The 26,548-nt window shown below is 70.3% G+C and carries 23 protein-coding genes and 2 pseudogenes; 14 read left to right on the forward strand and 11 right to left on the reverse strand.

Annotation, left to right across the window (positions count from 1 at the left end):
* The first annotated feature begins 69 nt into the window (after nucleotides 1–69).
* Nucleotides 70–1,335 carry an MFS transporter gene (locus U4E84_RS02885; RefSeq protein ID WP_322530597.1) on the forward strand — a complete coding sequence of 422 codons (1,266 nt, stop codon included), beginning with the start codon at nucleotides 70–72 and terminating at the stop codon, nucleotides 1,333–1,335.
* Between the two features lie 72 nt (nucleotides 1,336–1,407).
* Here U4E84_RS02885 and U4E84_RS02890 read toward each other — a convergent pair whose 3' ends face one another.
* Together U4E84_RS02890 and U4E84_RS02895 are read right to left on the reverse strand one after the other, a co-directional pair.
* A complete protein-coding gene (locus U4E84_RS02890) occupies nucleotides 1,408–2,709 on the reverse strand; it encodes a ribonuclease R family protein (protein WP_322530598.1) in 1,302 nt (433 codons plus the stop codon).
* 94 nt (nucleotides 2,710–2,803) lie between these two features.
* Complete coding sequence (locus U4E84_RS02895) at nucleotides 2,804–3,115, reverse strand: hypothetical protein (protein WP_322530599.1); 312 nt, start codon at nucleotides 3,113–3,115, stop codon at nucleotides 2,804–2,806.
* Between the two features lie 179 nt (nucleotides 3,116–3,294).
* Between U4E84_RS02895 and U4E84_RS02900 the strand changes: the two genes are divergently transcribed.
* A complete protein-coding gene (locus U4E84_RS02900) occupies nucleotides 3,295–3,774 on the forward strand; it encodes a TrkA C-terminal domain-containing protein (protein WP_322530600.1) in 480 nt (159 codons plus the stop codon).
* A 61-nt stretch (nucleotides 3,775–3,835) separates the two neighbouring features.
* Nucleotides 3,836–5,071 (forward strand): cation:proton antiporter, encoded by a 1,236-nt coding sequence (locus U4E84_RS02905; protein WP_322530601.1) that lies wholly within the window; start codon nucleotides 3,836–3,838, stop codon nucleotides 5,069–5,071.
* Nucleotides 5,072–5,371: 300 nt separating this feature from the next.
* On the opposite strand, the gene U4E84_RS02910 is transcribed toward U4E84_RS02905, so the two are convergent.
* From U4E84_RS02910 to U4E84_RS02920, 3 genes are all read right to left on the reverse strand, one after another.
* Nucleotides 5,372–5,827, reverse strand: coding sequence for a DUF302 domain-containing protein (locus tag U4E84_RS02910; protein ID WP_322530602.1), 456 nt, complete (start codon nucleotides 5,825–5,827; stop codon nucleotides 5,372–5,374).
* Nucleotides 5,828–5,883: 56 nt separating this feature from the next.
* Nucleotides 5,884–6,180 (reverse strand): DUF5789 family protein, encoded by a 297-nt coding sequence (locus U4E84_RS02915; protein ID WP_322530603.1) that lies wholly within the window; start codon nucleotides 6,178–6,180, stop codon nucleotides 5,884–5,886.
* A 335-nt stretch (nucleotides 6,181–6,515) separates the two neighbouring features.
* A complete protein-coding gene (locus tag U4E84_RS02920) occupies nucleotides 6,516–7,670 on the reverse strand; it encodes an aminopeptidase P family protein (protein ID WP_322530604.1) in 1,155 nt (384 codons plus the stop codon).
* Between the two features lie 96 nt (nucleotides 7,671–7,766).
* Here U4E84_RS02920 and U4E84_RS02925 point away from each other — a divergent pair, with 96 nt between their 5' ends.
* Entirely contained in the window at nucleotides 7,767–7,907 is a 141-nt protein-coding gene (locus tag U4E84_RS02925; protein WP_322530605.1) for a hypothetical protein, read from the forward strand.
* A 73-nt stretch (nucleotides 7,908–7,980) separates the two neighbouring features.
* Entirely contained in the window at nucleotides 7,981–8,211 is a 231-nt protein-coding gene (locus U4E84_RS02930) for a hypothetical protein (protein WP_322530606.1), read from the forward strand.
* Nucleotides 8,212–8,217: 6 nt separating this feature from the next.
* Here the strand turns inward: U4E84_RS02930 and U4E84_RS02935 are convergent, their stop codons facing one another.
* Nucleotides 8,218–9,669, reverse strand: coding sequence for a tRNA(Ile)(2)-agmatinylcytidine synthase (locus U4E84_RS02935; RefSeq protein ID WP_322530607.1), 1,452 nt, complete (start codon nucleotides 9,667–9,669; stop codon nucleotides 8,218–8,220).
* 218 nt (nucleotides 9,670–9,887) lie between these two features.
* Here U4E84_RS02935 and U4E84_RS02940 point away from each other — a divergent pair, with 218 nt between their 5' ends.
* Nucleotides 9,888–10,859, forward strand: a complete 972-nt coding sequence (locus U4E84_RS02940; protein WP_322530608.1) for a transcriptional regulator — start codon at nucleotides 9,888–9,890, stop codon at nucleotides 10,857–10,859.
* 66 nt (nucleotides 10,860–10,925) lie between these two features.
* Here U4E84_RS02940 and U4E84_RS02945 read toward each other — a convergent pair.
* A pseudogene (locus U4E84_RS02945) lies at nucleotides 10,926–12,499 on the reverse strand (P-loop NTPase).
* Between the two features lie 155 nt (nucleotides 12,500–12,654).
* On the opposite strand from U4E84_RS02945, the gene ahaH reads away from it, so the two are divergent.
* The 4 genes and pseudogenes from ahaH (at nucleotide 12,655) to U4E84_RS02965 (ending at nucleotide 15,276) form a co-directional block, all read left to right on the forward strand.
* Nucleotides 12,655–13,011, forward strand: a complete 357-nt coding sequence (ahaH, locus tag U4E84_RS02950; RefSeq protein ID WP_322530609.1) for an ATP synthase archaeal subunit H — start codon at nucleotides 12,655–12,657, stop codon at nucleotides 13,009–13,011.
* Between the two features lie 4 nt (nucleotides 13,012–13,015).
* Nucleotides 13,016–13,696: pseudogene (locus tag U4E84_RS02955) on the forward strand (V-type ATP synthase subunit I); the annotation flags it as partial.
* A 119-nt stretch (nucleotides 13,697–13,815) separates the two neighbouring features.
* Nucleotides 13,816–14,658 carry a metallophosphoesterase gene (locus tag U4E84_RS02960; RefSeq protein WP_322530610.1) on the forward strand — a complete coding sequence of 281 codons (843 nt, stop codon included), beginning with the start codon at nucleotides 13,816–13,818 and terminating at the stop codon, nucleotides 14,656–14,658.
* Nucleotides 14,659–14,697: 39 nt separating this feature from the next.
* Entirely contained in the window at nucleotides 14,698–15,276 is a 579-nt protein-coding gene (locus tag U4E84_RS02965) for a putative phosphothreonine lyase domain-containg protein (RefSeq protein ID WP_322530611.1), read from the forward strand.
* Between the two features lie 30 nt (nucleotides 15,277–15,306).
* Here U4E84_RS02965 and U4E84_RS02970 read toward each other — a convergent pair whose 3' ends face one another.
* The 4 genes from U4E84_RS02970 to U4E84_RS02985 form a co-directional block, all read right to left on the reverse strand.
* Nucleotides 15,307–15,783 (reverse strand): hypothetical protein, encoded by a 477-nt coding sequence (locus U4E84_RS02970; protein WP_322530612.1) that lies wholly within the window; start codon nucleotides 15,781–15,783, stop codon nucleotides 15,307–15,309.
* Entirely contained in the window at nucleotides 15,780–16,940 is a 1,161-nt protein-coding gene (locus U4E84_RS02975) for a thiolase family protein (protein ID WP_322530613.1), read from the reverse strand. Before U4E84_RS02975 ends, U4E84_RS02970 begins: the two co-directional genes overlap by 4 nt.
* 76 nt (nucleotides 16,941–17,016) lie before the next feature.
* Nucleotides 17,017–19,272: a DNA mismatch repair endonuclease MutL gene (mutL, locus tag U4E84_RS02980; RefSeq protein WP_322530614.1), complete on the reverse strand. Its 2,256-nt coding sequence runs from the start codon at nucleotides 19,270–19,272 to the stop codon at nucleotides 17,017–17,019.
* A gap of 411 nt (nucleotides 19,273–19,683) precedes the next feature.
* Nucleotides 19,684–20,817 carry an ABC transporter ATP-binding protein gene (locus U4E84_RS02985; RefSeq protein ID WP_322530615.1) on the reverse strand — a complete coding sequence of 378 codons (1,134 nt, stop codon included), beginning with the start codon at nucleotides 20,815–20,817 and terminating at the stop codon, nucleotides 19,684–19,686.
* Nucleotides 20,818–21,125: 308 nt separating this feature from the next.
* Between U4E84_RS02985 and U4E84_RS02990 the strand changes: the two genes are divergently transcribed.
* From U4E84_RS02990 to U4E84_RS03005, 4 genes are all read left to right on the forward strand, one after another.
* Nucleotides 21,126–22,424 carry an extracellular solute-binding protein gene (locus U4E84_RS02990; protein ID WP_322530616.1) on the forward strand — a complete coding sequence of 433 codons (1,299 nt, stop codon included), beginning with the start codon at nucleotides 21,126–21,128 and terminating at the stop codon, nucleotides 22,422–22,424.
* Between the two features lie 19 nt (nucleotides 22,425–22,443).
* Nucleotides 22,444–23,436, forward strand: a complete 993-nt coding sequence (locus U4E84_RS02995; RefSeq protein WP_322530617.1) for a sugar ABC transporter permease — start codon at nucleotides 22,444–22,446, stop codon at nucleotides 23,434–23,436.
* Nucleotides 23,436–24,497 carry an ABC transporter permease subunit gene (locus U4E84_RS03000; protein WP_322530618.1) on the forward strand — a complete coding sequence of 354 codons (1,062 nt, stop codon included), beginning with the start codon at nucleotides 23,436–23,438 and terminating at the stop codon, nucleotides 24,495–24,497. The genes U4E84_RS02995 and U4E84_RS03000 overlap by 1 nt, the downstream gene beginning before the upstream one ends.
* An 81-nt stretch (nucleotides 24,498–24,578) precedes the next feature.
* Nucleotides 24,579–26,548: alpha-amylase family glycosyl hydrolase (locus U4E84_RS03005; protein ID WP_322530619.1), on the forward strand; the 1,970-nt coding region annotated here is incomplete at its 3' end.

Raw genomic sequence — 26,548 nt, forward strand, 5'->3', positions numbered from 1 at the left:
GACTGAGTGCCGGCAACCCCGGCAGCTACCACCGCAGCTATGCCCCCGGCACCGAGAACGCCGGACGAAATGGACTCCGCGGAACGGCGGATCGTGGCGTTCGCCGCCGGTTCGCACGGGCTCGTGCACACGTACGAGCTCTCGATCCCGATCCTGCTGACGGTGTGGATCGCCGAGTTCTCGACGACTGCGGCGACGCTCGGGCTCGTCGTCACGGTCGGATACGGGCTGTTCGGCGTCGGGGCGCTCCCCGGCGGGATCCTCGTCGATCGCTTCGGGTCGAAGCCGCTCATCCTCGGTAGTCTGGCCGGCATGGCCGGGTCGTTCCTGTTGGCGAGCCTCGCGCCGAACCTCCTCACCCTCGCGCTCGCGCTCGGGGCGTGGGGCGTCACGGCCAGCGTCTACCATCCCGCCGGGCTCGCGCTGATCTCCAGGTCGATAGACCGACGCGGGGCCGCGCTCGGCTACCACGGGATCGGCGGCAACCTCGGCATCGCGCTCGGCCCCCTGGCGACCGTGCTCCTGCTCCTGGCGTTCGACTGGGCGACCGTGATGGCGCTGCTCACGCTTCCGGCCGCCGTTGTCGCGGCGTACGGCGTCACCGTCGACGTCGACGCGACGACCGCCGGATCGGGTTCGGCCGCCACCGAGAAGGACGACGAGACCGAGGTCGACGACGCCCCGCGCGTCACCGCGTCGAGCGTCGTCGGCGACACGCGGACGCTGCTGGCCGGGGGCTTCCTGATCGTGTTCGCGTTCGTCACGTTCAGCGGTCTCTACTACCGAGCGTTCCTCACGTTCCTGCCGGACCTGCTCGGCGAGGTGCTCGACGGGCTCGTCGACGTCCGGTTCCTGGATCCCGGGAGCCCGTACGCCGAGGAGTTCGACCTCGCTCGGTACCTGTACGTCGCCGTCCTCATGGTCGGCGTGTTCGGCCAGTACCTCGGCGGCCGGATCGCCGACCGGATGCGCCCGGAGCGTGCGCTGATCGTCGTTATGGCCGCGCTGGCCGGTCTCGCGCTGCTTTTCGTCCCCGCGAGCGGGACCGCCGGGACGTTCCTCGCGGTCTCGCTGCTGCTCGGCGTCGCGCTGTTCACCGTCCAGCCGCTCTCGCAGGCGACCGTCGCGGCCTACTCCCCGCCCGACGCCCGCGGGCTCTCGTTCGGATACACGTACCTCGGCATCTTCGGCGTCGGCTCGCTCGGCGCCGCGCTCTCGGGGACCGTGTTGACGCGCGCCGGATCCGCGGAGCTGTTCGTCGTGCTGGCGGGTATCGCCGCTATGGGGTCGCTCTCGGCGCTCGCCGTCGTCCGCTACGCGACGCGCCGAGACTGACGGCCCCGGCTGCCTCCCGGTTCGTCGTCCGTGCGCGTCGCCGTCGATCAACGCTTCGCCGTCTCCAGGGAGTCAGACGGTGTGTTTCGCCTCTTCGGCGTCCTCGACGACCTCGATCCCCCGGTTGTTCACCGCGTGGGGGTCGAGCCCCTGCTCCTGGAGGAACTGCTTGTACAGCCGCTCCGCGGTCTCGCCGTCCTTCTGCTTGTCGCTGGCGTGGTCGCACAGCTCCAGGAGGTTCTCCGGCACGTCGTTCTCGTGGACGATCCAGTGGTTGATCGTATCCGAGAGCCGCCGGATGGGAGAGGTGAAGTGGCCGTAGATGTCGAAGTTGAGCGCGTGGTGGCCGCCGAACGGGTCGTTCATGTACTTCGCGCGGGGCATCACCTTCAACACGGCGCGCTGGATCTTGTTGAGCTGGCGGTCCGGAGCGGTCTCTAACGCGGCGTTGACCGCCTTCCGCGGGTCGTCGCCCCACGCGCTGCCCGGGATCGAGACGCCGTCGAGCTCCTGGATCTCTTGGAGCGCCTTGCTCCACTGATCGGGGGTCGGCTGCGGGTGGACGCGGTACATCGCCTCGACGCCGCGGTCCCACATCAGGGTGTGCGTCACCGCCTTGTTCGCCTTCAGCATCGACTCCTCGATGATGGTGTGCGCGCGGTCGCGACGGGGGTTCAACACGAGCGAGCCGTCCTCCTTGCGCTGCTCGTGCAGCCGGTCGGCGAGCTCGAACGCGAGCTCGTTCTCCTCGCCGAGCGGGAGGGTGGGGTCCTCGAGCCGCTCCTCGCACTGCTTGTAGGTGAGCCGCTCGTCGGAGTTGATGACGGACTTGTAGATGTCGATGTCCTCGAAGGAGAGCGTCTCGTCGTCGATCTCCATCTCGACGGTGTGCGCGAGCCGGTCCTCCCGGGGGACGAGCGAGCAGACGGTCTCGGCGAGCACCGGCGGGAGCATGTGGATCGTGTAGTCGGGCAGGTAGACGGTGTTCGCCCGCTCCACCGCCTCCTCCCACATCGCGGTGTCGGGGGTGACGTAGTGCGTGACGTCGGCGATGTGGACCCACAGCCGGTAGGCGCCCTCCTCGCGCTCGATCGAGATCGCGTCGTCGAAGTCCTGCGCGTCGACCGGGTCGGTGGTCCACGTCGTCAGGTCTCGGAGGTCCCGCCGCTCGTCGATCTCGGCTTCGATCTCGTCGTACACGTCCTCGGTACGGGCCTCGGCCTCGCGGATCACCTCGCTTGGAAACCCGTCGCGGATCTCGAACTCCTCGAACAGCTCCTCGCGCTTCGCCGCGAGGCGGTCCGCGAGCTCCGGCGTGATCGTCACGGGGCCCTGGTCCTCGGCGGACCCGGGCTTCGGCTCGTCGTCTGACATACGTCCACCAACGCGGGTCCGTTAGAAAGGCCTGTCGGGGGCCGCGACCGTCCGCCCTCACCGCCACGTCACCGGTTCGGGTCTCGACGTCACGTCATCGGTCGCGCTCGGAGCGCCCGGTCGCGCCGGCCTCGTCGTTCGCCACGGCGTCGGCGTAGCGGCTGAGAAACTCCTCGCGTGCGAGCCCGTCGGACTCGATCGAGCAGATCAGCGACTCCAGCCCGTCGCGGGGCTGGTGGCAGCGCTCGTCGTCGCAGTCGGCACAGAGGTACTCGAACTCCTTGCCGCGTCGGTCCCAGCGGTTCCCCTCCTTGTCGTACTCGCGCGCGTCCTCGCGCAGCACGGAGTCGCCGCACGCGATGCAGATCACCGTCCGCCGGTCCCGGCTCCTCCCGGGTCGCCACATGTCCGTCTCCTCGCTCTCGCCGCACTTAGCGTTTGGTGCGCGGTAGCCACGCGTCGGACGGGAATCTGCGGACCGAAGCCGGGCCGTCGTGCGCCGACCGCTCCCCGGCGAGTGTGGGCTCGCTCTGCGAGGGTGACTCCGACGTGTACCTCTATTAGGGTGGCTCCGCTCTTGCCGGTATGACGATCACGGAATCCGACCTCCCGGGCGTCGGGAAGAAGTTCGAGATCGAACTCGACGACGGCGAGATGGTCGTCGTCATCCACAACACGGGGAAACGCGAGGTGTTCCGCCGGTCCGACCCCGACGCCGACTCCGAGCGAGTGTTCGAGTTCTCGGACGACCTCGCCCGGACGATCGGGTCGATCATCGAGGGCGCGTACTTCCAGCCGGTCGAGCCGGAAACCCAGGAGACGACGCTCCCCGGCGGGATCCTCCTGGAGTGGTACGAGCTCCAGCCGGGCTCGCCGCTGATCGGCGAGACGCTGGAGAGCGCCGACATCGGCAACCGGACCGGGCTGGCGGTCGTCGCGATCCAGCGCGACGGCGAGGTGCTCGACAGCCCGGACGCGGACACCACTCTCAGAGAGGGCGACACCGTCATCGGGGTCGGCACGCCAGAGAACTGCGCGGCGTTCGAGGAGCTCCTCACCGAATGAGCGGTCCGCGCGTCGCGGGCAGCTCGATCGCTCGGTTCACCCACCACAGAGGTGATCGGTAGTGGCGCTGCTCGAGGTCGGCGTCATGTTCGCCGCGATCGCCCTCGTCGGCGCGGTCGCGGACCGACTCGGTCAGTCGGTCATCCCCTTTTACATCGTCGCCGGGATGCTGCTCGGCGAGTTCGTGCTGGGGCGGCTCTCCGTGCCCGCCGTCGGGACCGTCTACGTCCCCGAGACGGAGTTCATTTCGATCGGCGCGGAGCTCGGGATCGTCTTCCTCCTGTTCTTCCTCGGGCTGGAGTTCAACCTCGACCGTCTGCTCGCGCGGCGGAGCCAGATCGGGACGGCGGGGACGATCGACCTCGCGAACTTCGGGGCCGGGCTGGTCCTCGGCTGGCTCGTCTTCGGCGCGTTCCTGCCCGCGTTCCTGTTCGCCGGCATCGTGTACATCTCCTCGTCGGCGGTGATCACGAAGTCGCTCATCGACCTCGGGTGGATCGCCAACGACGAGGCCGAGCCGCTCCTCGGGACGCTCGTCTACGAGGACCTGTTCATCGCCGTCTACCTCGCGGTGACCTCGGCGCTCGTGCTCGGCGGCGGCGACGTGGGCGCGGCCGCGGCCGACGTCGGCATCGCGATCGGGTTCATCCTCGTGCTCCTGGCCGCGGTCCAGTTCGGCACGCCCGCGTTCGACCGGCTGGTCGAGACCGACAACACGGAGTTCGTCGCGCTCCGGTCGATCGCGTCCGTGGTGCTCGTCGCCGGCGCGGCGCTGGCGCTCGGCGTGAGCGAGGCGGTCGCCGCCTTCTTCGTCGGGATGGCGTTCGCCTCGACGGAGTACACCCACGAGATCGAGACGCTGCTCGAGCCCGTCCGCGACACGTTCGCGGCGGTGTTCTTCTTCTGGATCGGGCTCGTCACCGACCCGCTGCTGTTCGGCGGCGTGGCGACGCTGGTCGCGCTCGCGGTCCTCGTGACGACGCCGACGAAGCTCGTCACCGGCTTCTTCGCCGGTCGCGCGTTCGACCTCAACACCCGGCGCTCGACCCGCGTCGCGCTCGGCATGACGACCCGCGGGGAGTTCTCGCTGATCATCGCGACGATCGCCGTGAGCGGGGCCGAGGCGGGGGCGTTCGACCCGGCGCTCGCGCAGACGCTCAACGCGTTCGCTGTCGGCTACGTGCTCGTGATGGCGATCCTCGGCACGACGCTGATGCAGTACTCCGGGCCGTTCGAGTCGGTCGCGGTCTCGTGGCTGGACCGAGGCGCCGGTGACGCGGGCGGTGATCGATTGTAAGCGTGACTGCGGAGCGCCGGCGAACATCTCCAAAACCCCAGCCGGCGACGCTGCCGCCGGCGACTGCGCCTTCGAGTCCCACCCGACCGAACCGCCCCGCGCCTCACGCCTCCCCAGCCTCGGCGGACGGGCCGACGCGGGCGAAGCCGCACTGGCCCGCCGCCTCCCTCGCGCGTGCGATCACCGGCGGCGAAGCCGCCGGCTGTCAGAGGGACCGAAGGTCCCTCGCTACTCCCGGCCTACCGGCCGCTCGTCGGCGCGCGCCACCGCCTCGGCTGTTTGTCACTCGTCGCGCGCTCGCTACTCAGCGCCGGCGTCCAACTCCGCGAACACGGCGTCGACCATCTCGCCGGTGTCGGCGACGATCGCGTCCATCTCCTCGTCGTCGACCGGGAGCCCGAGGAGCCGTGCGATCTTCATTATCGAGACGTGGTAGACGACCTGCTCGCCCGGCGACTCCTCCCAGACGATCATGTTGCAGGGGAACAGCCCCCCGATTCGCTTGTCGGTGGCGTCGAGCGCGCGGTCCGCCATCGCCGGGTTGCAGGCGCCCAGCACGTAGTACGGGTCGCGGTCGGCGTCGATCTTCTCGTTGAGCATGTCGGAGGGTGAGAACTCGACCGGGATGCCGAAGCCGGCGTCGAGACACACCTCCCGGACGCGCTCGACGGCCGACTCGTGGTCGGTTTCGAGGGTCGTCCGCGTCTCGCCGTACTCCTCGGGGTCCAGCTCGTGCGGATCGAAGGGGATCGCCATACGTCGACTCCGCCTCGCCGGACCAAAAAGGCCGCGGCGTCGGAGAGCGGCGACGCCTACTCGGTCGCGACCGGGCCGCGTCCGACCAGCGCCTCGACCTCCGCGACGAACTCGCTGCGGCTCTCGAACAGCGGCACCTCGGAGTCCGCGAGCACGTCGTCGAGGTCGCGCGGTCCGTCCGGGCTCCGAACCGCGGCGTCGCCCTCCTGTGCCACCACGTCGCTGCGCTTCGCGGGCCACGTGAGACGCGACGCGACGCGGGCGATCGGCTCGCCGGCCACCTCGGGTCCCTCGCCGAGTTCGATGGCCGGTTCGGCCTCATCGACCTCTTCGGCCTCCTCGTTGTCGCTCATACCCCGCGGTTCCGCTCCGGCGACACTAATGGTTTCGATGCCGGCCGCTCCCGCGGTGGCCGCTGCGTCCGCTCCCCGGATCACACGTTCGATCGATTCGCCCGCCCGCTCGCCGCGATCGATGGCGATCTGTTCGACTCTCCAGCGGCGGACGGCCCTTCACACCGAAATATTTCGGTGTCAGAACTATAGGAGTCGGCAATAAGCTCCGATTGGGGAGCAGGCACACGACTCCCGCATATAGCGTCGAAGGCTCGACGCGTCGGGTTTGACCGGGCAGCCGGACCCGGCACACCTCTCGCTTCTCGTCGTCTCCGCCTCTCCGTTCGTCCCGCTCACCGCCAGCCGCGAGCCGTCTCGTTCAGCCGCTCGCACCCCCGCTCGGTGACGACGACGAGGTCCTCGATCCGGCAGCCGAACCGACCGTCGAGGTAGACCCCCGGCTCGACGGAGAACACCATCCCCGGCTCGAGCGCGCGGTCGTTGCCCGCGACGACGTACGGCTCCTCGTGGACGTCGAGCCCGACGCCGTGGCCGGTGCGGTGGACGAACGCGTCGCCGTACCCCGCCGCCTCGATCACCTCCCGCGCGGCCCGGTCGACGGCCGCCGCGGTGACTCCCGGCTCCACGGCGTCGATCGCGGCCGCCTGCGCCTCTCGGACCGTCTCGTGGACCCGCTCGTACTCTGTCGAGGGGTCGCCGTCGAACACCAGCGTGCGCGTCTGGTCGGAGGGGTAGCCGTCGACGCGCGTCCCGAAGTCGAGGACGACGGGCTCGCCCGCTCGGATCTCGCGGTCGCCGTGGCCGTGGTGGGGCTTCGCGCCGTTCGGGCCCGCGCCCACGATGGTCTCGAAGGAGACGCCGGTCCCGCCGTGGGCCGCCAGCCTGTCGGCGATCCAGTCGGCGAGCTCGCGCTCGGTCGTCCCGACCGCGTCGGCGCCCAGCTCCCGGAGGTCGCGCACGGTCGCGTCCGCGGCGGCGGCCGCCTCGCGGAGCGCCGCCAGCTCGGTCTCGTCCTTGCGCGCTCGGAGGTCGGCGAGGGCCTCGCTCGCGAGCCCCCACGTCGCGTCCGAGGCCGCCGCCCGGAGGTCCTGCGTGAACGTCGCCCACATCGTGTCGTCGACGAGGAGGCGCCCCTCGCGGAGGCCGCGGTCGGCGAGCAGCTCTCGCACGGCCGCGACCGGGTCGTCGCCGTCGGCCCACGTCCGCACGTCAGCGACGGTGGTCCCCTCGCGCACCTGCGTCTCGTACAGCTCCGGGACGAGCAACGCGGGGGCGTTTCGGTCGGCCGCCGCGTCGTCGCGCTCGTCGTTCGCGCCGTCGCTCGCCGCCGGCACCACGAGCAGGAAGTGCCGCTCGCTCGGCTCCTCATCGAAGCCGGTGAGGTACTGGAAGTTCCGGCTCGGGAAGCAGACCAGCCCGGCGGCGTCCGCGTCCCGGAGCCGCGCCGCCGCGCGCTCGCGGCGTTCCGCGTGGATGTCCTCGGTCATGACCGACCTCGGCCCAGCGATCGCTTATAAGTATGGTGTCGTTGACGGCGCGGCAAGCGGCGCGTAACGATACGGTTGGCCGTGGTACGGAAACGCATGAGCATCGAGAACGCGTCGACGTTCGACTGCCCGATGTGTGACGTGACCGCCCCCTCGGCGTCCGTGCCGTACGACGTCCTCGGCTACGCGGTCTGTCCGGTGTGTTCGTACACGACGGGACCGGCCGACGGGAACTGAACGAGCCGACCGACCACGTTCCGACGCCGCCCCGAACCGGGCCGTTTTAGCCGCCGCGCCCGCCTCCTGCGGTATGAGCTGGTCACTGGCCCGCGAGGACGACACGGTCACCGAGTGGGAGCGCTCAGACGGCTACGCGACGGTCCGGGTCCGCGAGCGCGCCGACGGCGGGTTCGTCGTCCGCCTCGACGTGATGGAGCAGGCCGCCGACGCGTCCGCCTACCGGCGCGAGCGAGTCGACGACCGCGAGGCCGCGCTCGACCGCGCCGCGGCGTGGCGAGCGGAGCGGTCCCTCGCCGACTGAGTCCGCTCACCGCTCCGGGTGGACCGGCGCGTCGAACCCGCCCCTGACGAGCGGCTTCGCGACGTGACGGCGGGCGCTCGGGGGGACCTCGTACCAGCCGGGCTCCAGCTCGCGGACGACCTCGCGGGCGACCTTCCCCGGCGCGGCGGTGCCGCAGTCACGACAGCGGTATCCCTGATCCCGGCCCGCGGAGGACATCGACCGGCCGCAGTCGGGACAGGTCGGCACGGCCGGTTCGGTCTGCACCAGGTCGCGCACGGCGAACTTCTCCAGCTTGAGCGTCGAGGTCGGCTCCGCCGCGCCCCCGTCGTCTGCGGCCGCGTCCGCCGCCGCACCCGCCGACTCCCGGCGCTCGTGTTCGCCGCAGAGGGTCACCCGGTCGCCGGGCCGGAGGGCGCGCACGCGGTCGCGGAACCGACCGGTCGGCGCGAAGGCGACGCACCTCAGACGGACCGCGTCGACCGCCCCGTCCCCCCCGTCCGCGCCCCCGGGCGGCGCGACGTCGACGTGGACGTGACCCCCCCGTTTCGTCTCCGGCTCGCTCGCGACCCGGCCCGCGACGCGGTAGCCCGCCCCGTCGCGAAGTCCGTCGATCTGACCGGGCGCGAGGTGGGCGTCGGTGCCCTGGTTCGTGAGGAACGTCGCGGCGCGCTCGACGGGCTCGCCCTCGATCGCCTCGGCCACCTCCCGGCAGGCCGCCGGATCGTCGCCGCGGATCCCGTGCAGGATCGGGCCGGGCGCGTTGGGGACGCAGACCGCCGCGCCGGTCTCCCGGTCCACGGTGTCCCAGACGGTCGGGTACCCCGCGTCGGCCGCGGCGAAGACGCTCTCGACGTCGACCTGGCGGGGCATCCCGCAGCGGTCCAGTTCCCGGTAGGAGATCCGCTCCGTCGTCCAGTCGTCGAACGCGGCCGGGGCGCCGACCGCCGCGAGCGCGCCGATGCGGCCGCGGCCGGCGACGGCCTCCGCGTCGGTCTCCCCGCCGGTCCCGAACGCGGCGTGCCGGTAGCCGTGCGCCTCGGCGAGCGTCACCGCCTCGTCGACCGACAGGCGGTGGCGGAGCGCGCGTCGGGCGAAGTCGGCGACGTCGACGGGGATCCGCGGGTCGGGAACGCCCTCGCCCGTCGGTGGCGAGTCCGGCGCGAACGGGTCGCCGGCGACGTCGACGTCGGCGACGACGACGCCGGGGGACGTCCGGGGATCGGCCTCGGCGGCGAACTCCCGGACGGTCTCGGCGGCGAGGTCGAACGCCGCCTCCGCGTCCACCTGCGAGACGTGAACCGCGACGGCGGCGTTGCCTCGCGTCTTGTGTTTCACGGCGGGGTTCAGCCTGACGAGGAGCCGGCGGCGGACGCGTCCGCCGGCCGATTCGAGCCGCTCGGCGAGCCGCGCGCCGACGTACGTCGTGCACATCCCGCGCTCGCGGGAGTCGGTGTCGTCGACGGCGACGATCGGCATGGTGTCCCTTTCGCGCTCCCGAACAAACCGGTTTCGCCCTCGCGCGCGCTCTCTTCGCCTCGTCCCGGGTCGAGGGCGCTCCGCCGTCGCGTCGAGCGGAGGCTCGATGCTGGTATATAATCGCTCCGGCGGCCAGTTTGGAAAACCGCAAGCTGGCAGCGACTTCGCGGTACACAAGTGACACAACGCATATATACCACGAGCCGCTTATTTCGACTATGTCCCGGACTGCGCTGATCGAGAACGTCACCGCGATGCTGGAGGACGCGGGCTTCCTTGTCAGCGACCGGTGTGCGGTCCGGCCCAAGAGCTTCGACGTGGCGGCCCGGCGCAACGAGGACCTGCTCCTGTTAAAGATCCTCGGCAACGTCGACGCCTTGGACGCGGAGACCGGCGCGGAGATGCGTCGCCTGGGCGAGTACCTGCAGGCGACGCCGATGGTGATCGGGATTCGGACCCGCGACGAGGAGCTGAAGCCGGGCGTCGTCTACTTCCGGCACGGCGTCCCCGTGATCAACCCCGACACGGGGTACGACCTGTTCGTCGAGGGGATGCCCCCGCTCATCTACGCGGCCCCCGGCGGGCTCTACGTGAGCCTCGACGGCGACCTGCTCGCTGACGAGCGCGAGCAGCGCGGCTGGTCGCTCGGGCGGCTCGCGACCGAGCTCGGCGTCTCCCGACGCACCGTCTCGAAGTACGAGGACGGGATGAACGCCTCCATCGAGGTCGCGATCCAGCTCGAGGAGCTGTTCGACGAGCCGTTCTCCAGCCCGGTCGACGTGCTCGACGGCGCCGGCGACGTGCGCGACGCCGAGCCGACCCCCTCGGCCCCCGAGACCGACCCCGACGACGAGCACGTCCTCCACGTGCTCACCAACGCCGGCTTCACGGTTCACCCGACCGCCCGCGCGCCGTTCAAGGCGGTCTCGGAGGACGAAGACAGCGCCGTCACTCGGGTGCTCACCGGCCACTCGGCGTTCACTCCCGCGGCGGAGAAGCGCGCGCGGATCATGTCCTCCATCGGCGAGGTGGCCCGCACCCGGTCGGTGTACTTCACCGAGGAGGACGAAACGCGCGAGTCGGTCGACGGCACCGCGCTCGTCTCCTGTGAGGAGCTCGCCGGGATCACCGACCCGGAGGAGATCCGCGAGCTCATCCGCGACCGCGCGAAGGCGCCGTCCGAGGCCTGATCCCGCGCGACCGCGATCCGGCCCGCTCCGCGCCGCCGTCCGGTCACCGTTTCCCGAGCGAGCGGGTCACCGACCGAACAGGCGGCTGAAGAATCCGCCTCCGCCCTTTTCGTCTGTTCCGTCGTCCTCGTCTGTTCCGTCGTCCTCGTCTGTTCCGTCGTCCTCGTCTGTTCCGTCGTCCCCCTCCTCCCCGCCTTTCTGGTCTGTTCCGTCCTCCGCCCCGTCCTCCGACTCGCGCTCCTCGTCGCCGCCCCCGGCGAGCGCGGCGTTCCTCGTTCCGGTGTCGTCGTCGCGGAAGGGGATGCTTCCCGCGAGCTCGTCCTCGGGATCGGTCGGCACTGATTCGTCGTTCCCCTCCTCAGTCGTTTCCGCCTCGTCGGCCGCATCGTCCCCCTCCTCAGTCGTTTCCGCCTCGTCGATATCCGCCGCGACCGGTTCGTCTTCGGCCGTCTCGGACGCGTCCCCGTCGTCGAACCCCGCCGTCGTCTCCGCCTCGACCATCGCCTCGAGGTCGTCGCCGTCGACGTGGTCCTCGCCGACCGTCTCCGTGTCGCAGGCTGTCGGCGCCGGTTCGTCCTCGGGCTCGGCGTCTGCGTTCCCCTCATCTTCCTCCCCGCCCTCGTCGTCCTCTGTGCCGGCGCCTCCCTCGTCGTCTCCGTCGCCATCGGCGTCCGCGGGAACGGGCGCCTCGTCTGCGACGATGATCTCTTCCTCGTCGCCCGGCTCGCCCAGTCCGGCCCGCTCGGCGTCGGCGACGATTATGTCCTCGTCGTCGGCTGGGACACGCGCGTCACCTTCGATGTCATCGTCCGTCTCGCCGCTGTCGCCGTCGTCCGTCTCGTCTCCGTCGTCCGCCCCGTCAGCGTCCGCCCCGTCAGCGTCCGCTTCGGTTCCGGCGTCACTCCCCTCGTCGTCGAGCCCGGCGCCGTCGATCGCCGCGCCGGTCAGCGTCCGCGTGAGGTCCCGGTACGCGCGGGTGGCCGGCGCGTCCGGCGCGAATATCGGTAGCGGCCGGTTCGCCGTCGCGGCTCGGACCACCGCGTCGTCCTCGGGGATCCGGCCGAGAATCGGCGCGTCGAGGACGTCGGAGACGCGGTCGTCCCGGTCGCTGGCGTGCTTGTCGCCGCTGGTCTCGTCGTCGCCCCCGTCGCCGCCGGCCGCGTCGGGAGCGACGCGGGTGATCGCGGCGCCCGCGACGGTGCCGCCGAGCCGCTCGGTCAGCTGTCGCGTCTTCTCGGTGTCGCCGAGCGCGCTCCGCTCCGCCGTCGAGACCAGCAGCGTCTCGTCTGCGATCGCGAGCGGGAGGCTGGAGTCGTGCGAGAGCCCCGCGCCGGCGTCGACGAGCACGTAGTCGGCGTCGTCGAAGGCGGCGACGACCGCCTTGAGCCCGGCGGGGTCGGCCGCCGCGTACGCGTCGAGGTCGGTCGAGCCCGGGACGACGCGGAGGCCGTCGGGCCCCTCGTGGACCGCGTCAACCGGGTCGGCCCGCCCCGCGAGTCCGCGAGGTTCGCCATGCCGATGTCGGCGTCGACCGCGACGACGTCGGCGCCCGAGCCCGCCAGGATCGTCGCGATCGCCGCGGTCGTGGTGGTCTTTCCGACCCCACCTTTCGCCGACGCGACCGCATATACCGTAGTCATACGGTGACGGTCCGGCGACTGGTACTTAAATGTAGGCGCCGGCCGTCGATCGGCGCTCGACGCTCCGGCGGTTCGCCGTCCATATCGGCCGCAACGCCCGCGTACTTTCGCAAACACCTTATACGTCGCTCGTGGAGTTTCGGGTGATTAGTAGCATGGCGAGACCAGAGGTGCTCGACCGGATCAAGGAGGCTGAACGGGAGGCGGACGAGATCATCGCGGAGGCGGAATCGGACGCCGACGAGCGCCTCGCCGAGGCTCGCGAGCGCGCGGACGAGATCCGCGCCGAGGCCGAGGAGGAGGCCGAGTCCGAGGCCGAAGAGCGGCTCGAGGCGGCCCGCCAGGAGATCGAGGAGCGCCGCGAGGAGATCCTCGAGGCGGGCCGTTCAGACCGCGACGAGCTCGAACGCGAGGCCCGTGAGCGCGTGGACGCGGCCGTCGACTACGGGGTCGAACGGTTCGAAGAAGCGGTGAACCAACAGGCCGAGGAGGCGGTGGATGCTCAGGCCTGAGCGGATGAGCAAGGTGTCGGTGACGGGCTCGAAGCGCGTCATCGACGACGTCATCGAGGCGGCGTACGCCCATCACTCGCTGCACGTCACCGACTACGACGAGCGCTACGAGGGCTTCTCGCCCGGCGAGTCGCTCGACGGCGCCGAATCGGTCAACGAGCGGCTCGTCACCGTCCGCTCGCTAGAGAGCATCCTTGACGTCGAGGGGGACGACGTCGACGCGGTCCGGTCCCTCGACGACGAGGCGCTCGAAGCCGAGCTCGCCGACGTGCGTGAGCGCGTCAACGAGCTCAACGACCGGCGCGACGAGCTGCAGGCCGAGATCCGCGACCGAGCGGAGGAGATCGACCGGATGGAGCCGTTCGCGGACTTGGGCATCGAGCTCGACCTGCTTCGCGGCTACGACTCGCTCGAGGTCGTCGTCGGCGAGGCCAAGCCCGACGCCGTCGAGGCGACGCTCGCCGACGCGGCGGGGATCGACGCCTACGAGGTGTTCGCCGGGAGCGACGTCGTGGCGATCTTCGCCCGTCCCGCCGACGGCGCCGAGGAGGGCGTCCTGCAGGACTCGCTCGTCGGCGTCGACATCGCGCTGCTCGAGGTGCCCGAGGCCGACGCGAGCCCCGCCGAGTACGTCGCGGAGCTGGAGCGCGAGCGCGAGGAGCTACGCGCCGACCGCGAGGCGGTCGTCGACCGCGTGGTCGCGGAGCACGGCGTCGCCGCCGACGCGGTCGAGGACGCGATCCAGGACGCGCTGATGAGCGGGAAGTGCTACGAGCCCGGCGACGGGGTGCTCAAGCCGATCTGATGGCGCGGGGCGGGTCGGTGAGCGTCGAACCGGTCGTCGGCGAACCGGCCGCCGTGGCCGACCTCGGCGGGGAGCACGCGCTGCTCGTCGCCGACGTCCACGCGGGCATCGAGGTCGGCCTGCGATACGAGCGCGGGGTCGAGCTCGACAGTCGTGCGGACGAACGGCGAGAGCGACTCTGCGACCTCCTCGCGGTGACCGACGCCGACCGGCTCGTCGTCCTGGGCGACCTCGCGCACCGCATCGCGGCGCCGGAGGGCGAGGAGCGCGAGGAGCTGGAGACCCTGATCCGGGCGGTGACCGACCGCGTCCCCATGACGCTCGTCGAGGGGAACCACGACGCGGGCGTCGCCGAGGCGTTCGCCGCCGACCTCGACGTGATCGGGACGAGCGGCGGGATACTCGGAGCCGGCGGCGGGATGGGCGAAGCCGGCGACGGTCGTGACGACGGAGGCAGTCGAGACCGAGGCGGTGGCGTCGGCGTCCTCCACGGCCACACGTGGCCGGATCCGTCGCTCCTCGACGCCGACGTGGTGTGTATGGGCCACGAGCATCCGCAGGTCCGGATGGAGGACTCGGTCGGCGGCTCTCGCGTGGAGCGCGCGTGGCTCCGCGGCCGGATCGATCCGGGAGCATTCGTCCGCGACCGAGGGTCGGAGTCGAGCGTCGACGAGGAGCCGCCCGAGCTCGTCGTCTTCCCGGCGTTCAACGAGCGCTCCGGGGGAACGTGGGTCAACGTCGACGGACAGTCGTTCCTCGCGCCGTTCCTCCCCGACGCGCTCCCGGCGGGCGACGCGTACCTGCTGAACGGGACGCGGCTCGGCGACTTTCGACGGATCTGAGGGCGAGAGCGTTTTCGTCCGCGGGACGGAACCCCCGGTATGGTCACCGACCGCGCGCCGACCGACATCGACGAGTCGGGGTGGCACTGGCTCCGGATCAAACACGTGACGGGGTTCCCGCGAAACGCCCGCGACGGCTACTTCCCGAGACACGGCGTGACGCGCCCGGCGGCGACGACGGAGGCGGACCTACCGGAGGTCGACGGAGCGGACGAGGGAGCGCTCCCGGCCGACGCCGAGACCGTCGCCGACGCGGACCGGCTCGCCCTCGAGACGACGTACCTGAGCGGGAAGTGGCTCGTCGAGCGCCCGGCGGAGGCGGTGGACGACCTCTGGGAAGCGGTGGCCGAGGACGTCGAAGCCGGGCGGTTCTGGGACGCGAAGGTCTCCACTCGCGCCGGCTGCGAGGCGTTCGGCGAGACGGAGCACGCGGTGCTGGTGTTCACGCCGAACTACTTCGACCGGAGTGACGTCGACCGGGTCAGACGCCGGCTCAGGGAGGCCCACGGAGTGACCGAGGAGGTCCGGTACCGACCCGACGTCTACACGCTCGTGGGAGTCCACGAGGAGACGCTCGGCGAACTGACCGACAGCGGCGCGGCGCGGTTCAGGATCTGAGAGGACGGTGGCGGACCGCCGACCGCGAGACTACTCGATCGGCCGGAACCGGAAGCCGTCCCACTCCTGACTCTCGGGCTCGCGGATCCCCGCGCCCGGTTCCCGGAGGTCGGCGGCGTAGACGGGCTCGACGCGGTCGCCGATGTCGACGTCGACGTCACCCGGCGCGTCGGCGCCCGCGTCGTCGTCCGTATCGCCGCGCGACGCGACCTGTCCGAGCGCGCGGACCACCGGTCCGTCGTACTCGTCGCCCATGTCGAACTCGACGATAGCGAGGGTGTTCGGCTCGCGGACGCCCGGCGGGGTCGCCGTCGACGTCGTCCACGTGACGACCCGGGCCTCGTACTCGCGGAGGTCGACCGTCCCGACGCGCTCCGCGCCGTTGGGGCTCACGGTGTGGGGCGGGTAGGTGACCGTTCCGTCCGCGTACTCCGCGGCCTCGAAGGTCGGCTCGGCGTCGTTCCCCCCGTCGCTTTCGGTCGTCTCCGTGGGCTCGTTCTCGCTCATTGGCTTCCCTCCAGGACCGCGGTGGTCACGCAGTTCCCGAATCCGCCGACGTTGCAGGCGAGTCCGGTATCGGCCTCGACCTGGCGCGGGCCGGCGTTCCCGGTGACCTGCTGGACTATCTCGTACACCTGTGCGACGCCGCTGGCCCCGAGCGGGTGACCCTTGGACTTCAGCCCGCCGGAGGTGTTGATCGGGAGGTCGCCGTCGCGGTCGGTGACGCCCTCCTCGACCGCCCTCCACCCCTCGCCCTTCTCGAAGAAGCCGAGGTCCTCGCTCTGGAGGAACTCGAGGATGGTGAACATGTCGTGGAGCTCCGCGACGTCGACGTCGTCCGGGCCGATCCCGGCCATCTCGTAGGCGATCTCGGTGGAGTCGACGACGCCGCCCAGCGTCGTCGGGTCCGCGCGCTCGTGGACGACGTGGGTGTCGGTCGCGCCGCCGATCCCCGAGACGACGGCGTACTCGTCCGCCGGGACGTACTCCTCGGCGACGGACTCGGGACAGAAGACGAGCGCCGCGGAGCCGTCGGTGATCGGACAGAAGTCGTACAGTCGGAGGGGGTCGGCGACGACCGGCGACTCTAAGACGGTGTCGAGGTCGACCTCCTTCTGGAACTGCGCGTGGGGGTTGTCCACGCCGTTCCGGTGGTTCTTCACCGCCACCTTCCCGAGGCTCTCGCGGGGCGCGTCGTACGTGTCGAGGTAGAGCCGCGCGGTGAGCCCCGCGAAGGAGGGAAGCGTGACGCCGTGTTTGTACTCGACCGGGTGCGTGAGCGACGCGATCACGTCGGTTGCTTCCGCGGTCGTCCGGTGGGTCATCTTCTCGCCGCCGACGAGCATGGTGAGGTCGCTCGCGCCGGAGGCGACCGACTGCCACGCGGCGTACACGCCCGCGCCCCCCGACGAAGAGGTCTGGTCGATCCGGGCGGTGTACGCCGGCTGGGCCGCCAGGTCGTGCGCGAGCGCGTTCGGGACGCCGGTCTGGCCCTCGAACTCGCCGCTGGCCATGTTCGAGACGTACAGGTGATCCAGGTCGTCGCCGTCGATCCCGGCGTCGTCGAGCGCGGCCGCGCCCGCCTCGGCCAGCAGCTCGCGCACCCAGGCGTCGCGCTGCCCGAACCGGGTCATCGACGCGCCGATGATCGCTACGCGTTCCATACCCGTCGGTGCGCGGGGGCCACCTAAAACGTACCTCTCTGCGGTCGGCGGGAAAGTGAGTGGGCACCCCGCCGGATCACTCCGCTCTCCGCCCGGCGTGTCCGGGGTAGTCGCGCTCGAACCGGGACCCAATCTCCTCGCGGTCGAGCCGGATGACGACCGGTCGGCCGTGCGGACAGGCGTACGGGTTCTCGCAGGCGTCGAGCCGGTCGAGCAGGTCGACGACCCGCCCCTCGGTGAGCGAGGTGTTCCCGGTCACCGAGGGGTAACACGCCAGGTCGGAGAGCAGCTCGTCGACGACGTCGGTCACCGGCTCGTCGCCCTCGGTGGCGTCGCCGACGAACGCGGAGAGCACGTCCCGGAGGAGGTCCGGATCGAGCGCGGCGTCGAAGACGGCGGGGACCGAGCGGACGATCACCTCTCGCTCGCCGGCGCGCTCGGCGCGGAAGCCGATCGCGGCGAGGTCGTCGACGAAGTCGTCGAACAGCGCCGCCTCCCGCGCGGTGAGCTCGACGCGGACCGGCTCCGCGAGCGCCTGCGCGTCCGCGCCGTCGGCGACGGCGGCCTGGAGACGCTCGTAGTTCACCCGCTCGTCGGCGGCGTGCTGGTCGATCAGCACGAGCCCGTCCGGCGCCTCCGCGACGACGTACGTCCCGTGGAGCTGCCCGAGCACCCGAAGCGGCGGGAGCGACTCGTAGGACCGCTCCGTCGCCTCCGTCGTCTCGCCGCCGAGGGTCCGCTGGGCGGTCGGGGCGGAGCGAGAATCGACCGCGGACCCGGCGGGGGGCTCGCGTCGCTCGGCCGGCGCTCCCGAGTCCCGTCGCTCCGCCGGCGGATCGGCCACGCGGTCCGCCGCGGCGTCGATCGTCGCGTCCGCGTTCGCGTCTCCGACGTCGTCGTCTCCGACGCTGCCGACTCCTGCGCCGGCGTCTCCGACGCTGGCGGCCTCCGCGTCGGCGTCGTCGCTCTCGGTCGCGTTCGCCGCCGACTGCCAGCTCCGCGGCGAGGGACGATCGGGGGAGTGCTCCGGGTCGGCGACCGCGTCGGACCCCACGTCGCCGACCGCCCACGCCGCCTCGTCCGTCGGGTCCAGCTCGGCCGCGCCGACCGCGGATTCGTCTGGAGTCCCCGCGTCGTCGCCGGTCGCTTCGTCGCCGTCGTCCCTGTCGCGGTCGCCGAGCGCCGCGCGCTCGTGGTCGGTCCCGGCGCCGCCGACGGCCTCGGTCTCCGGCCCCTCGGGACGGATCTCGGTCTGATCCGGAGCCGAGCGCCCCCGCGGCGCGGTCGAGCGGATCAGCCCGCGGTCGAGCAGCGCGGTCTCGACCGCCTCCTCGACGGCGGCGCGCACGGCCGGTTCCTCGTCGAACCGGACCTCCAGCTTCCGCGGGTGGACGTTCACGTCGACGTCGCCCGGGGGAACCTCGACGAACAGCACCGCGAACGGGTAGCGGTCGGACGCGAGCTGTCCCCCGTACGCTTCCAGCACCGCCTCGCGGAGGGCGTTCGCGGTGACGTACCGGCCGTTGACGTAGGTGGCGAGGTACTCGCGGGTCGACCGCGTCGTCTCCGGGTGCGAGACCAGGCCGGTGACGCGGCGGACGGGAGCGTCGGTCGGAGCGTCGCCGTTCCCCTCCGCCTCGGTCGTCCACTCCACGTCGACCATCGCCTCCGCGACCTCGCGGCCGTACACGGCCAGCACGGCCGAGCGGAGGTCGCCGTTCCCCTCGGTCGCGAACGTCTCACGGCCGTCGTGCTCCAGCGAGACCGCGACGTCGGGGTTCGCGAGCGCGTAGCCGGTGACGACCGCGTTGACCCGGTCGAACTCGGTCGCCGTCCGCTTGAGGAACTTCTTCCGCGCGGGCGTGTTGTAGAAGAGGTCCGCGACCTCGACGGTCGTTCCCTCGGGACAGCCCGCGGGGCGCACCTCCCCCACCTCGCCGCCCTCGACGGTGATCTCGGCGCCCGCGTCGGCGTCCGGGGGGCGCGACCGGACGGTGAGCCGAGAGACGGCGCCGACGGTGTACAGCGCCTCGCCGCGGAAGCCGAGGGTGCCGACCCCGCGGTCGAGGTCCTCGATGTCGCCGATCTTCGAGGTGGCGTGCTCCGCGACGGCCGCCGCCAGCTGGTCGGCCGGGATCCCCACGCCGTCGTCGCGGACCCGGACCCCCTCGGTGCCGCCCGACTCGACCGACACCGCCACGCGGCTCGCGCCCGCGTCGAGACTGTTCTCGATCAGCTCCTTGACGACGCTCGCCGGGCGCTCGACGACCTCGCCGGCCGCGATGCGCTGGACGGTGCGCTCGTCCAACCGCTCGATGTTCGGCGGCTCCATTGCTACTCACCGGTCGGACGAGCGCGCACTTGAAGCCGTTGTCGCCGACGGCGACGCGAGACCAGGAGTGCGTCAAGCGGCGACACTATTTATAAACAACCGCGGTGGCGTGTGCCGGCGAGCGGGCCGCTGGCCCGCGAGCCGCACGCGCAAGGGAGTCGGTCGCCCGGAGCGAAGCGGAGGGCGGCCGACGAGGCTGGGGAGGCGTGAGGTGCGGTTGCGGTCCTGTGCGGGGAGGGGCTCAAAGGGGCAGTCGCCGGCGGCTCCGCCGCCGGCTGCCAGAGGCGCGAAGCGCCTCGCGGCTGGCGCTTTGGAGGAGTTCGCGATCGATCCGCGGTCAACTGTTTATAAACAGATGCCTGAGAAATCGAAACCGCTCACCGCGAGAACGGCCGCGTACGACCGGTCGTATCAGGCGACCGCGGCGTCGATCTCTTCCTCGGTCAGGAAGACGTCTTCGCCCGTCTCGGCGTCGAACAGGTGGAGGTGCTCCTCCTCGAAGCTGATCCCCACCTCGTCGCCGGGCTCCGGCTTGACGTCCGGCGGCGACCGCGCGAGGAAGTCGTCGTTCACGCTGAGGTGGATGTAGTTGTCCGAACCGATCGGTTCGACGACCTCGACGGTGGCGGCCAGCGTCTCGTCGCCGGTCGGGTCCTCGGCGATCCCGATGTTCTCGGGGCGGATCCCGAGCGTGTACGGCCCGCTCTCGAGGTCGTGGCCCGCGACGTAGTCGCGGCTGAGCGCCAGCGCGAGTCCCGACGCGTCGTCGCGGACCGTCGCCGTCGTCCCGTCGGTCTCCACGTCGACGTCGATGAAGTTCATCGAGGGAGAGCCGATGAAGCCGGCGACGAACTCGTTCACCGGGTTCTCGTACACCGCGGTCGGCTCGCCGACCTGCTGGAGCTCCCCGTCGTTCAAGATCGCGAGGCGGTCGCCCATCGTCATCGCCTCCTCCTGGTCGTGGGTGACGTACATCGCCGTGACGCCGAACTCCTTCTGGAGCTTCTGGATCTCCGCGCGCATCTCGGTGCGGAGCTTCGCGTCGAGGTTCGAGAGGGGCTCGTCGAACAGGAACACCTCGGGCTCGCGGGCGATGGCGCGACCGAGGGCGACGCGCTGTTTCTGTCCGCCGGAGAGCTCGTCCGGCTTGTCGTCGAGCAGGTCCGCGATCCCCATCATCTCGGCCATCTCGGTCACCCGCTCGCGGCGCTCGTCTTTCGTCATGTCCGTGCTCATCTTGAGTCCGAACGCCATGTTCTCCATCACCGTCTTGTGCGGGTACAGCGCGTAGTTCTGGAACACCATCGCGACGGGCCGCTCTTTCGCGTGGATTTCCGTGACGTCCTCGTCGTCGAAGCTGACGGTCCCCGACGTGGGCTCCTCCAGGCCCGCGACCATCCGCAGCGTGGTGGTCTTCCCGCACCCCGACGGGCCGACGACGGTCACGAACTCGCCGTCCTCGATCTCCAGATCGAGGTCGTCGACGGCGACGATGGTCCCTCGGTCGAACTCCTTCCGGAGCGTATCGAGCGTGACGCGTGCCATTTCCCTGATTACTGGTCCGGTGGCTTATGAGTTCTTTGCTGTTTTCCTGATATATGGTGAATAATCTCTTCTCAGATATTGACCCGTCCTCGTCCCGAACGGACCCTCGACGGTCCGGTTCGGTCGACGGTGATTCGATACGGGCTGAGCCGAGTCGATCTGGGCCGGGCCGAATCGATCAGTCCCGAGGCGACTCGATCAGCATCGACCCGAGTCGATCAGCGTCGACCCGGATCGATCCGGATCGATCGAGATGTACCCCAAAAACTAAATGTATGAAAATATAATTCATCATTTGTTCTAGCCACATGAACGAGAAACGTAGAACGCTGCTCAAGGCGATGGGGGGAACGACTGCGCTCGCGGGCCTCGCGGGCTGTATCAGCACCGGCGGCGACGGTGACGACGGCGGCGACGGTGACGACGGCGGCGACGGCGGCGACGGCGGTGACGGTTCGGACGGATCGGACGGCGGCGACGACGGCGGCACCGCGACGCTGTGGACCGACCTCTCAGACGGCGAGGACGAGGCGTTGTCCGAGTACGTCGACCAGTACGAGTCCGAGTCGGACCACACGATCGATAAGGAGGAACCCGGCGGCGAGCTCGACGAGCAACTCGACACCGCGATCCCGTCCGGGGAAGGTCCGGACTCGTGGATCTGGGCCCACGACTGGGTCGGCCGGTTCGCGGTCCGGGAGGATCCACCGTTCCTCTACGACGCGAGCGACGACGTCGACGTCTCGCTCGATTCCTTCACCCCGACCGCACAGGAGGCGGTCCAGTACGACGGAGCGCTCCACGGGCTCCCGTTCGCCTCCGAGACGGTCGCCCTGTTCTACAACGAGGACATGGTCGAGGAGCCACCGGAGACCTTCGAAGAGATGGTCTCCACCATGGACGAGTACCACGACCCCGACAACGGCGAGTACGGGCTCTCGTACCCCGTCGCCGATCCGTACTTCGTCAGCGGGTTCATCCAAGCGTACGGCGGCGACATCTTCGACGAGGAGAGCCTGGAGGTGACCCTCGACAGCGACGAGTGTAAACAGGGCATGGACGCGCTCGAGACCCTGTTCGACTACGTACCGTCCGACCCGGGCTACGAGTCGCAGATCGTCGCGTTCGCGGACGGTGCCGCACCGTTCGCGATCAACGGGCCGTGGGAGCTCGCGAACCTCTCCGGGGAGATCGACAACCTCGGCGTCGCGCCGCTGCCGACGGTCGACGGCAACAACCCGCGCACGTACTCCGGGATCCAGACGTTCTACTTCAGCGCGATGCTGAACGACGCGGAGCAGTCGACGATCGACGCGACCACTGGCCTCGCCGAGTGGTACACCACCAACGAGGAGATCATCAAGACCAACGCGGCAGAGCAGGGATACATCCCGGTGCTCACCTCCGTCGTCGAAGACGGCGACCTCTCGTCGGACGTCGCGGCGTTCGCCGAGCAGGTCGATCACGGCGTCCCGATCCCGACGCACCCCGACATGGACAGCGTCTGGACGCCGCTAACCGACGCGCTGGAGCGCGTGTTCAACGACGAACAGGAGAGCGGCCCCGCGCTGGACGAGGCCGCCTCCGAGATCCGGGAGAACCTGTAACGCCCCTCGCCCAGCCATCATGGCCTCCTCACAACCCGGGATCGGCGTCGGCGGACTCGCGCGGCTCCGGTCGGTACTCCCCTTCTCCAGTCGCGACTGGGGACTGCTCCTCGTCATCCCCGGTCTCGTCCTGTTTTCTAGTTTCATGCTGTACCCGATCTTCTATCTGTTCTACATCTCGCTGACGGACGCGACGTTCGCCGGGTCGGTGATCGGTGGCGGCGCGGAGCTGATCGGGTTCGAAAACTACGTCGAACTCTTCGCCGACTCGCAGTTCTGGACGTCGATGTCGACGACGTGGCTGTTCGTCGCGGTCTCGCTCGTGATCAAGGTGTTCGTCGCCGTCGGCATCGCGTTGGTGTTGAACCACGCGCGCGTCCTCGGCAAACGCTACCTACGCGCGGCGGTGATCGTCCCGCTCGGCTTCCCCGGCATCTTCACGATCACGGTGTGGCGCGGCATGTTCAGCGACGCTCGCTTCGGCGTGTTCAACACGATACTGGGGCGGTACAACGGCGTCATGTCGTCACTTTCGGCGCCCGAGTTCCTGCTGTTTGACGTCCCAATCGGCTTTCTCAGCGGCCGCTGGGAGGCGTTCTTCGCGTACGTCACCACAGAGGTGTGGCTCGCGTACCCGTTCATGGTGATCATCATCGTGAGCGCGCTCCAGGATGTGCCGCGCGAGCTCCACGAGGCGGCGATGGTCGACGGCGCGGGGTTCCTCCAGCGGTTCCGAACCGTGACGCTCCCCGCGATCAAGGGTCCCGTGATGTTCGCGTCGATCCTCACCGCAGCGACGTCCTTCCAACAGTTCCTGATCCCGTGGGTGTTCAATCAGGGCGGCCCCTCGCGGAAGAACGAACTGATCATCGTCTACGGCTACCGCGAGGCGATCAGCTTCAACGAGTTCGGGCTCTCGGCGGCGATACTCATCGTCGCGATCGCCTTCATCGGGCTGTTCATGTACGTCGCCGTGAGGTACGGCGGCCTCGCGGAGGGGGTGGGTGAATGATGAGCGCGCTCTGGTCTGCGCTGGCGCTGATCCGCGCGAAGCTCGTCGCGTTCGTGACCGCTCCGAAGCGGTTCGTCGTCGCGATCCAGCGGGCGATCTACGACCTGCGGACCGGGAAGCGGACGCCGTGGGACGTCACCAAGAGCGTCCTGATGACGCTGTTCGGCTTCGCGATGGTGCTGTTGCTTCTGTTCCCGCTGTTCTGGATCTTCACGGCCTCGCTCGCCGAGGGGACCCGGCTGTTCAACACGAGCGGCATCTTCCCCAACCCGTCGACGTACAACCTCGACGCGTACCGCTGGGTGTTCTTCGAGTCGAACTTCTTCTTCGTCGAGGGCGACTGGGGGTACCCCCAGCTCGTCATCGGCGGGAGCGGCGGGCTGGTGAGCTTCCGATGGGCCGGCACCGAGACCGGTCCCGGCGCGCTGTTCAACAGCCTCTACATCGTCAGCGTGACGATCGTCGCGGGGTTCGCGATGATCGTCCCGGCCGCGTACGCGTTCTCGCGGCGGAGCTTCATGGGGCGCAAGCGCATCCTCTACGGCTACGTGCTGTTCACGCAGATCGGCGCCGGGCTGTCGATCGCGACGCTCGTCGCGCTCTACTCGCTTTTCAGCACCTACGGCCTGACGAACAACCTGTTCATCCTCGGGCTGTTTTACGCCGCGGGGACGATCCCCTTCAACACCTGGCTGTTGAAGACGTACATGGACAACATCCCCGTCTCCTACGAGGAGGCGGCGATGGTCGACGGCGCGAGCTTCCTCGAGACGATGCGGGAGATCATCCTCCCGCTGACGAAGCCGGGGCTCGCCGTCGTGTTGATCTTCGTCTGGCTCGCCGGCTGGAACGAGTTCATCATCGCCCAGACGCTGCTCAGTCCGGAGAACTACCCGCTCTCGGTGGAGCTGTACAACCTCGCGACCGAGGGCCGGTTCTCCACGCCGTGGACGCGCTTCGCGGCGTTCGCGAACCTGTTCGCGCTGCCGGTCGCGATCGTCTACTTCGCGGCGCAGAACTCCGTCGAGAGCGGCCTCTCGTTCGGCGGAATGGAAGGGTGAGACCGCGTGCGGTGACGGGTTTTTTGTGCGACTCTCTCGCCGAAGCACAACAGTGATACCCACTCCCGCGCCGCCCCCTGTATGCACCACCCCGGCCCGCCGCGGTTCGTCTCCGTCGGCGAATCCGTCGAACTGGCCCCGCGAAACCCCGACCCCGACGCGGAGTACCGGTGGTCGATCGCTGCCGCGCCCGCCGAGAGCGCGTTCGAGGCGGGTGCGACGCTCTCGGTCGGGACGCCCGCGGGCTACCCGGAATCCGAACGCTGCGAGACCGAATCGGGACCGGTCGTCCACTTTCACCCGGACGTCCCCGGGACGTACGTGGTCGAACTCGACGCGCCGGACGGGACCCACGGGCTGACGGTTCGGGCCTTCCCCGACGAGCGCCGCGACGCGCGGTTCTCGGTCGCGGCCGCGGACCTCCCGCTCTCAGAGTCGGAATCCGAGTCGACTCCCGTCTCGGTGAGCGGCCCGTTCAACAACCACCTGCTCGCGACGGACCGTCCGCGGCGCGTCGGCGACGAGTACGTCCTCGACGTGCGGCTGCCGCCGGGGGAACACACGGCCGTCTTCTCGGTGTACGACGACCTCGCCGCGGGCGTCGGGACCAGCGTCGAGGTCGACGGTCCGGGACGACCTCGAATCCGACTCGACGCGGCCGTGGAAGCCGACGAAGTCGTCGTCGCGGCGACGCCGAAGAGCGCTCCCGACAGCGGGTACGCGGACGCCGACCTCCCCGTCGAGTTCCACCTCGACGGCCGCGACGACCTCGGCGAGGCCGACGTGACCGTCGACGGTCGGGAGCTCCGCGTGCCGGTCGACGCGCTCCCGGAGCGCGCCCGCGTGCACGCCGCCACCGCCGGCGAGCGCCGCAGCGTCGGCGACACCGTCGTCCTCGACGCGTCCGGCTCCGGGGCCGTCGCCGTCTCTCGCCCGAACGACCCGCCCGAGTGGGCCGAGTCGCCGACGGTGTACGAGATCTTCGTCCGCTCGTTCGCCGGCGAGACGCTGCCGACGACGTTCGGCGAGATCGAGCGGCGCGTCGAGTACCTCGAGTCCCTCGACGTCGACTGTCTCTGGCTGACGCCCGTGCTCGCCAGCCCCACGACGCACGGCTACCACGTCACCGACTACTTCGAGACCGCCGCCGACCTCGGCTCCCGCGAGGCGTTCGAGTCGCTCGTCGCCCGCTGTCACGAGTCGGACATCAGGGTGGTCTTCGACCTCGTGATCAACCACACCTCGCGCGACCACCCCGCGTTCCAGCTGCACTCGGCCGGCGTCGAGGCGTACGCCGATCACTTCCGTCGCGTCGACGCCGAGCGCAACGTCGTCGACGTGGAGTGGGCCGGCGTCCGAGAGGGAGACGGGGACATCCCCGAGTACTACTTTGACTGGCAGCGCATCCCGAACCTCAACTACGACTCTCTCGCCGTCCGGTCGTGGATGCTCGACGTGGTCGACGAGTGGGCGGACGTCGTCGACGGCTTCCGCTGTGACGTGGCGTGGGGCGTCTCCCACGCGTTCTGGAAGGAGGTCCGCGACCGCGTTCCCGAAGACTTCCTGCTGCTCGACGAGACGATCCCGCGGGACGCCGACTACCACGAGGGCGAGTTCCACATGCACTACGACACGACGCTGTACGAGACCCTGCGCGACGTCGGCTCGGGCGAGGAGCCCGCCGACGCCGTCCTTGGCGCGGTCGACGACGCGGCGTGGGCGGGGTTCCCCGAGTCGGCCGTTCACCTCCGTTACGTCGAGAACCACGACGAGGACCGCTACGTCGACGAGTGCGGCGAAGCGTCGTTGCGCGCGGCGGCGGCCGCGACGTTCACCCTCCCCGGCGCCCCGATGATCTACTACGGACAGGAGCGCGGCGTCCCCGAGCGGCGCGGGCCGATGCGTTGGCACGACGGCGACGCCGACCTCACCGCGTTCCACCGCGCGCTCGCGTCGCTCCGGGCGGAGACGCCGACGCTCCGCGACGGACGCGTCGAACCGGTCGAGTACGAGGTCGCGGGAGGGGACGGCGAGGGCGACGGTCCCAGAGG

Source organism: Halorubrum sp. AD140 (genome assembly GCF_034497445.1).
GTDB lineage: Archaea > Halobacteriota > Halobacteria > Halobacteriales > Haloferacaceae > Halorubrum.

What these genes read in the sequence shown, in the direction of transcription:
- U4E84_RS02970 (WP_322530612.1), bottom strand. Translation starts at nt 15,783, where the DNA reads ATGAGCGAGAACGAGCCCACGGAGACGACCGAAAGCGACGGGGGGAAC.
- mutL (WP_322530614.1), bottom strand. Translation starts at nt 19,272, where the DNA reads ATGGAGCCGCCGAACATCGAGCGGTTGGACGAGCGCACCGTCCAGCGC.
- U4E84_RS03000 (WP_322530618.1), top strand. Translation starts at nt 23,436, where the DNA reads ATGAGCGCGCTCTGGTCTGCGCTGGCGCTGATCCGCGCGAAGCTCGTC.
- U4E84_RS02910 (WP_322530602.1), bottom strand. Translation starts at nt 5,827, where the DNA reads ATGGCGATCCCCTTCGATCCGCACGAGCTGGACCCCGAGGAGTACGGC.
- U4E84_RS02885 (WP_322530597.1), top strand. Translation starts at nt 70, where the DNA reads ATGGACTCCGCGGAACGGCGGATCGTGGCGTTCGCCGCCGGTTCGCAC.
- U4E84_RS02995 (WP_322530617.1), top strand. Translation starts at nt 22,444, where the DNA reads ATGGCCTCCTCACAACCCGGGATCGGCGTCGGCGGACTCGCGCGGCTC.
- ahaH (WP_322530609.1), top strand. Translation starts at nt 12,655, where the DNA reads ATGGCGAGACCAGAGGTGCTCGACCGGATCAAGGAGGCTGAACGGGAG.
- U4E84_RS02920 (WP_322530604.1), bottom strand. Translation starts at nt 7,670, where the DNA reads ATGACCGAGGACATCCACGCGGAACGCCGCGAGCGCGCGGCGGCGCGG.
- U4E84_RS02925 (WP_322530605.1), top strand. Translation starts at nt 7,767, where the DNA reads ATGAGCATCGAGAACGCGTCGACGTTCGACTGCCCGATGTGTGACGTG.
- U4E84_RS02895 (WP_322530599.1), bottom strand. Translation starts at nt 3,115, where the DNA reads ATGTGGCGACCCGGGAGGAGCCGGGACCGGCGGACGGTGATCTGCATC.
- U4E84_RS02975 (WP_322530613.1), bottom strand. Translation starts at nt 16,940, where the DNA reads ATGGAACGCGTAGCGATCATCGGCGCGTCGATGACCCGGTTCGGGCAG.
- U4E84_RS02900 (WP_322530600.1), top strand. Translation starts at nt 3,295, where the DNA reads ATGACGATCACGGAATCCGACCTCCCGGGCGTCGGGAAGAAGTTCGAG.
- U4E84_RS02940 (WP_322530608.1), top strand. Translation starts at nt 9,888, where the DNA reads ATGTCCCGGACTGCGCTGATCGAGAACGTCACCGCGATGCTGGAGGAC.
- U4E84_RS02985 (WP_322530615.1), bottom strand. Translation starts at nt 20,817, where the DNA reads ATGGCACGCGTCACGCTCGATACGCTCCGGAAGGAGTTCGACCGAGGG.
- U4E84_RS02960 (WP_322530610.1), top strand. Translation starts at nt 13,816, where the DNA reads ATGGCGCGGGGCGGGTCGGTGAGCGTCGAACCGGTCGTCGGCGAACCG.
- U4E84_RS02915 (WP_322530603.1), bottom strand. Translation starts at nt 6,180, where the DNA reads ATGAGCGACAACGAGGAGGCCGAAGAGGTCGATGAGGCCGAACCGGCC.
- U4E84_RS02935 (WP_322530607.1), bottom strand. Translation starts at nt 9,669, where the DNA reads ATGCCGATCGTCGCCGTCGACGACACCGACTCCCGCGAGCGCGGGATG.
- U4E84_RS02930 (WP_322530606.1), top strand. Translation starts at nt 7,981, where the DNA reads ATGAGCTGGTCACTGGCCCGCGAGGACGACACGGTCACCGAGTGGGAG.
- U4E84_RS02890 (WP_322530598.1), bottom strand. Translation starts at nt 2,709, where the DNA reads ATGTCAGACGACGAGCCGAAGCCCGGGTCCGCCGAGGACCAGGGCCCC.
- U4E84_RS02990 (WP_322530616.1), top strand. Translation starts at nt 21,126, where the DNA reads ATGAACGAGAAACGTAGAACGCTGCTCAAGGCGATGGGGGGAACGACT.
- U4E84_RS02965 (WP_322530611.1), top strand. Translation starts at nt 14,698, where the DNA reads ATGGTCACCGACCGCGCGCCGACCGACATCGACGAGTCGGGGTGGCAC.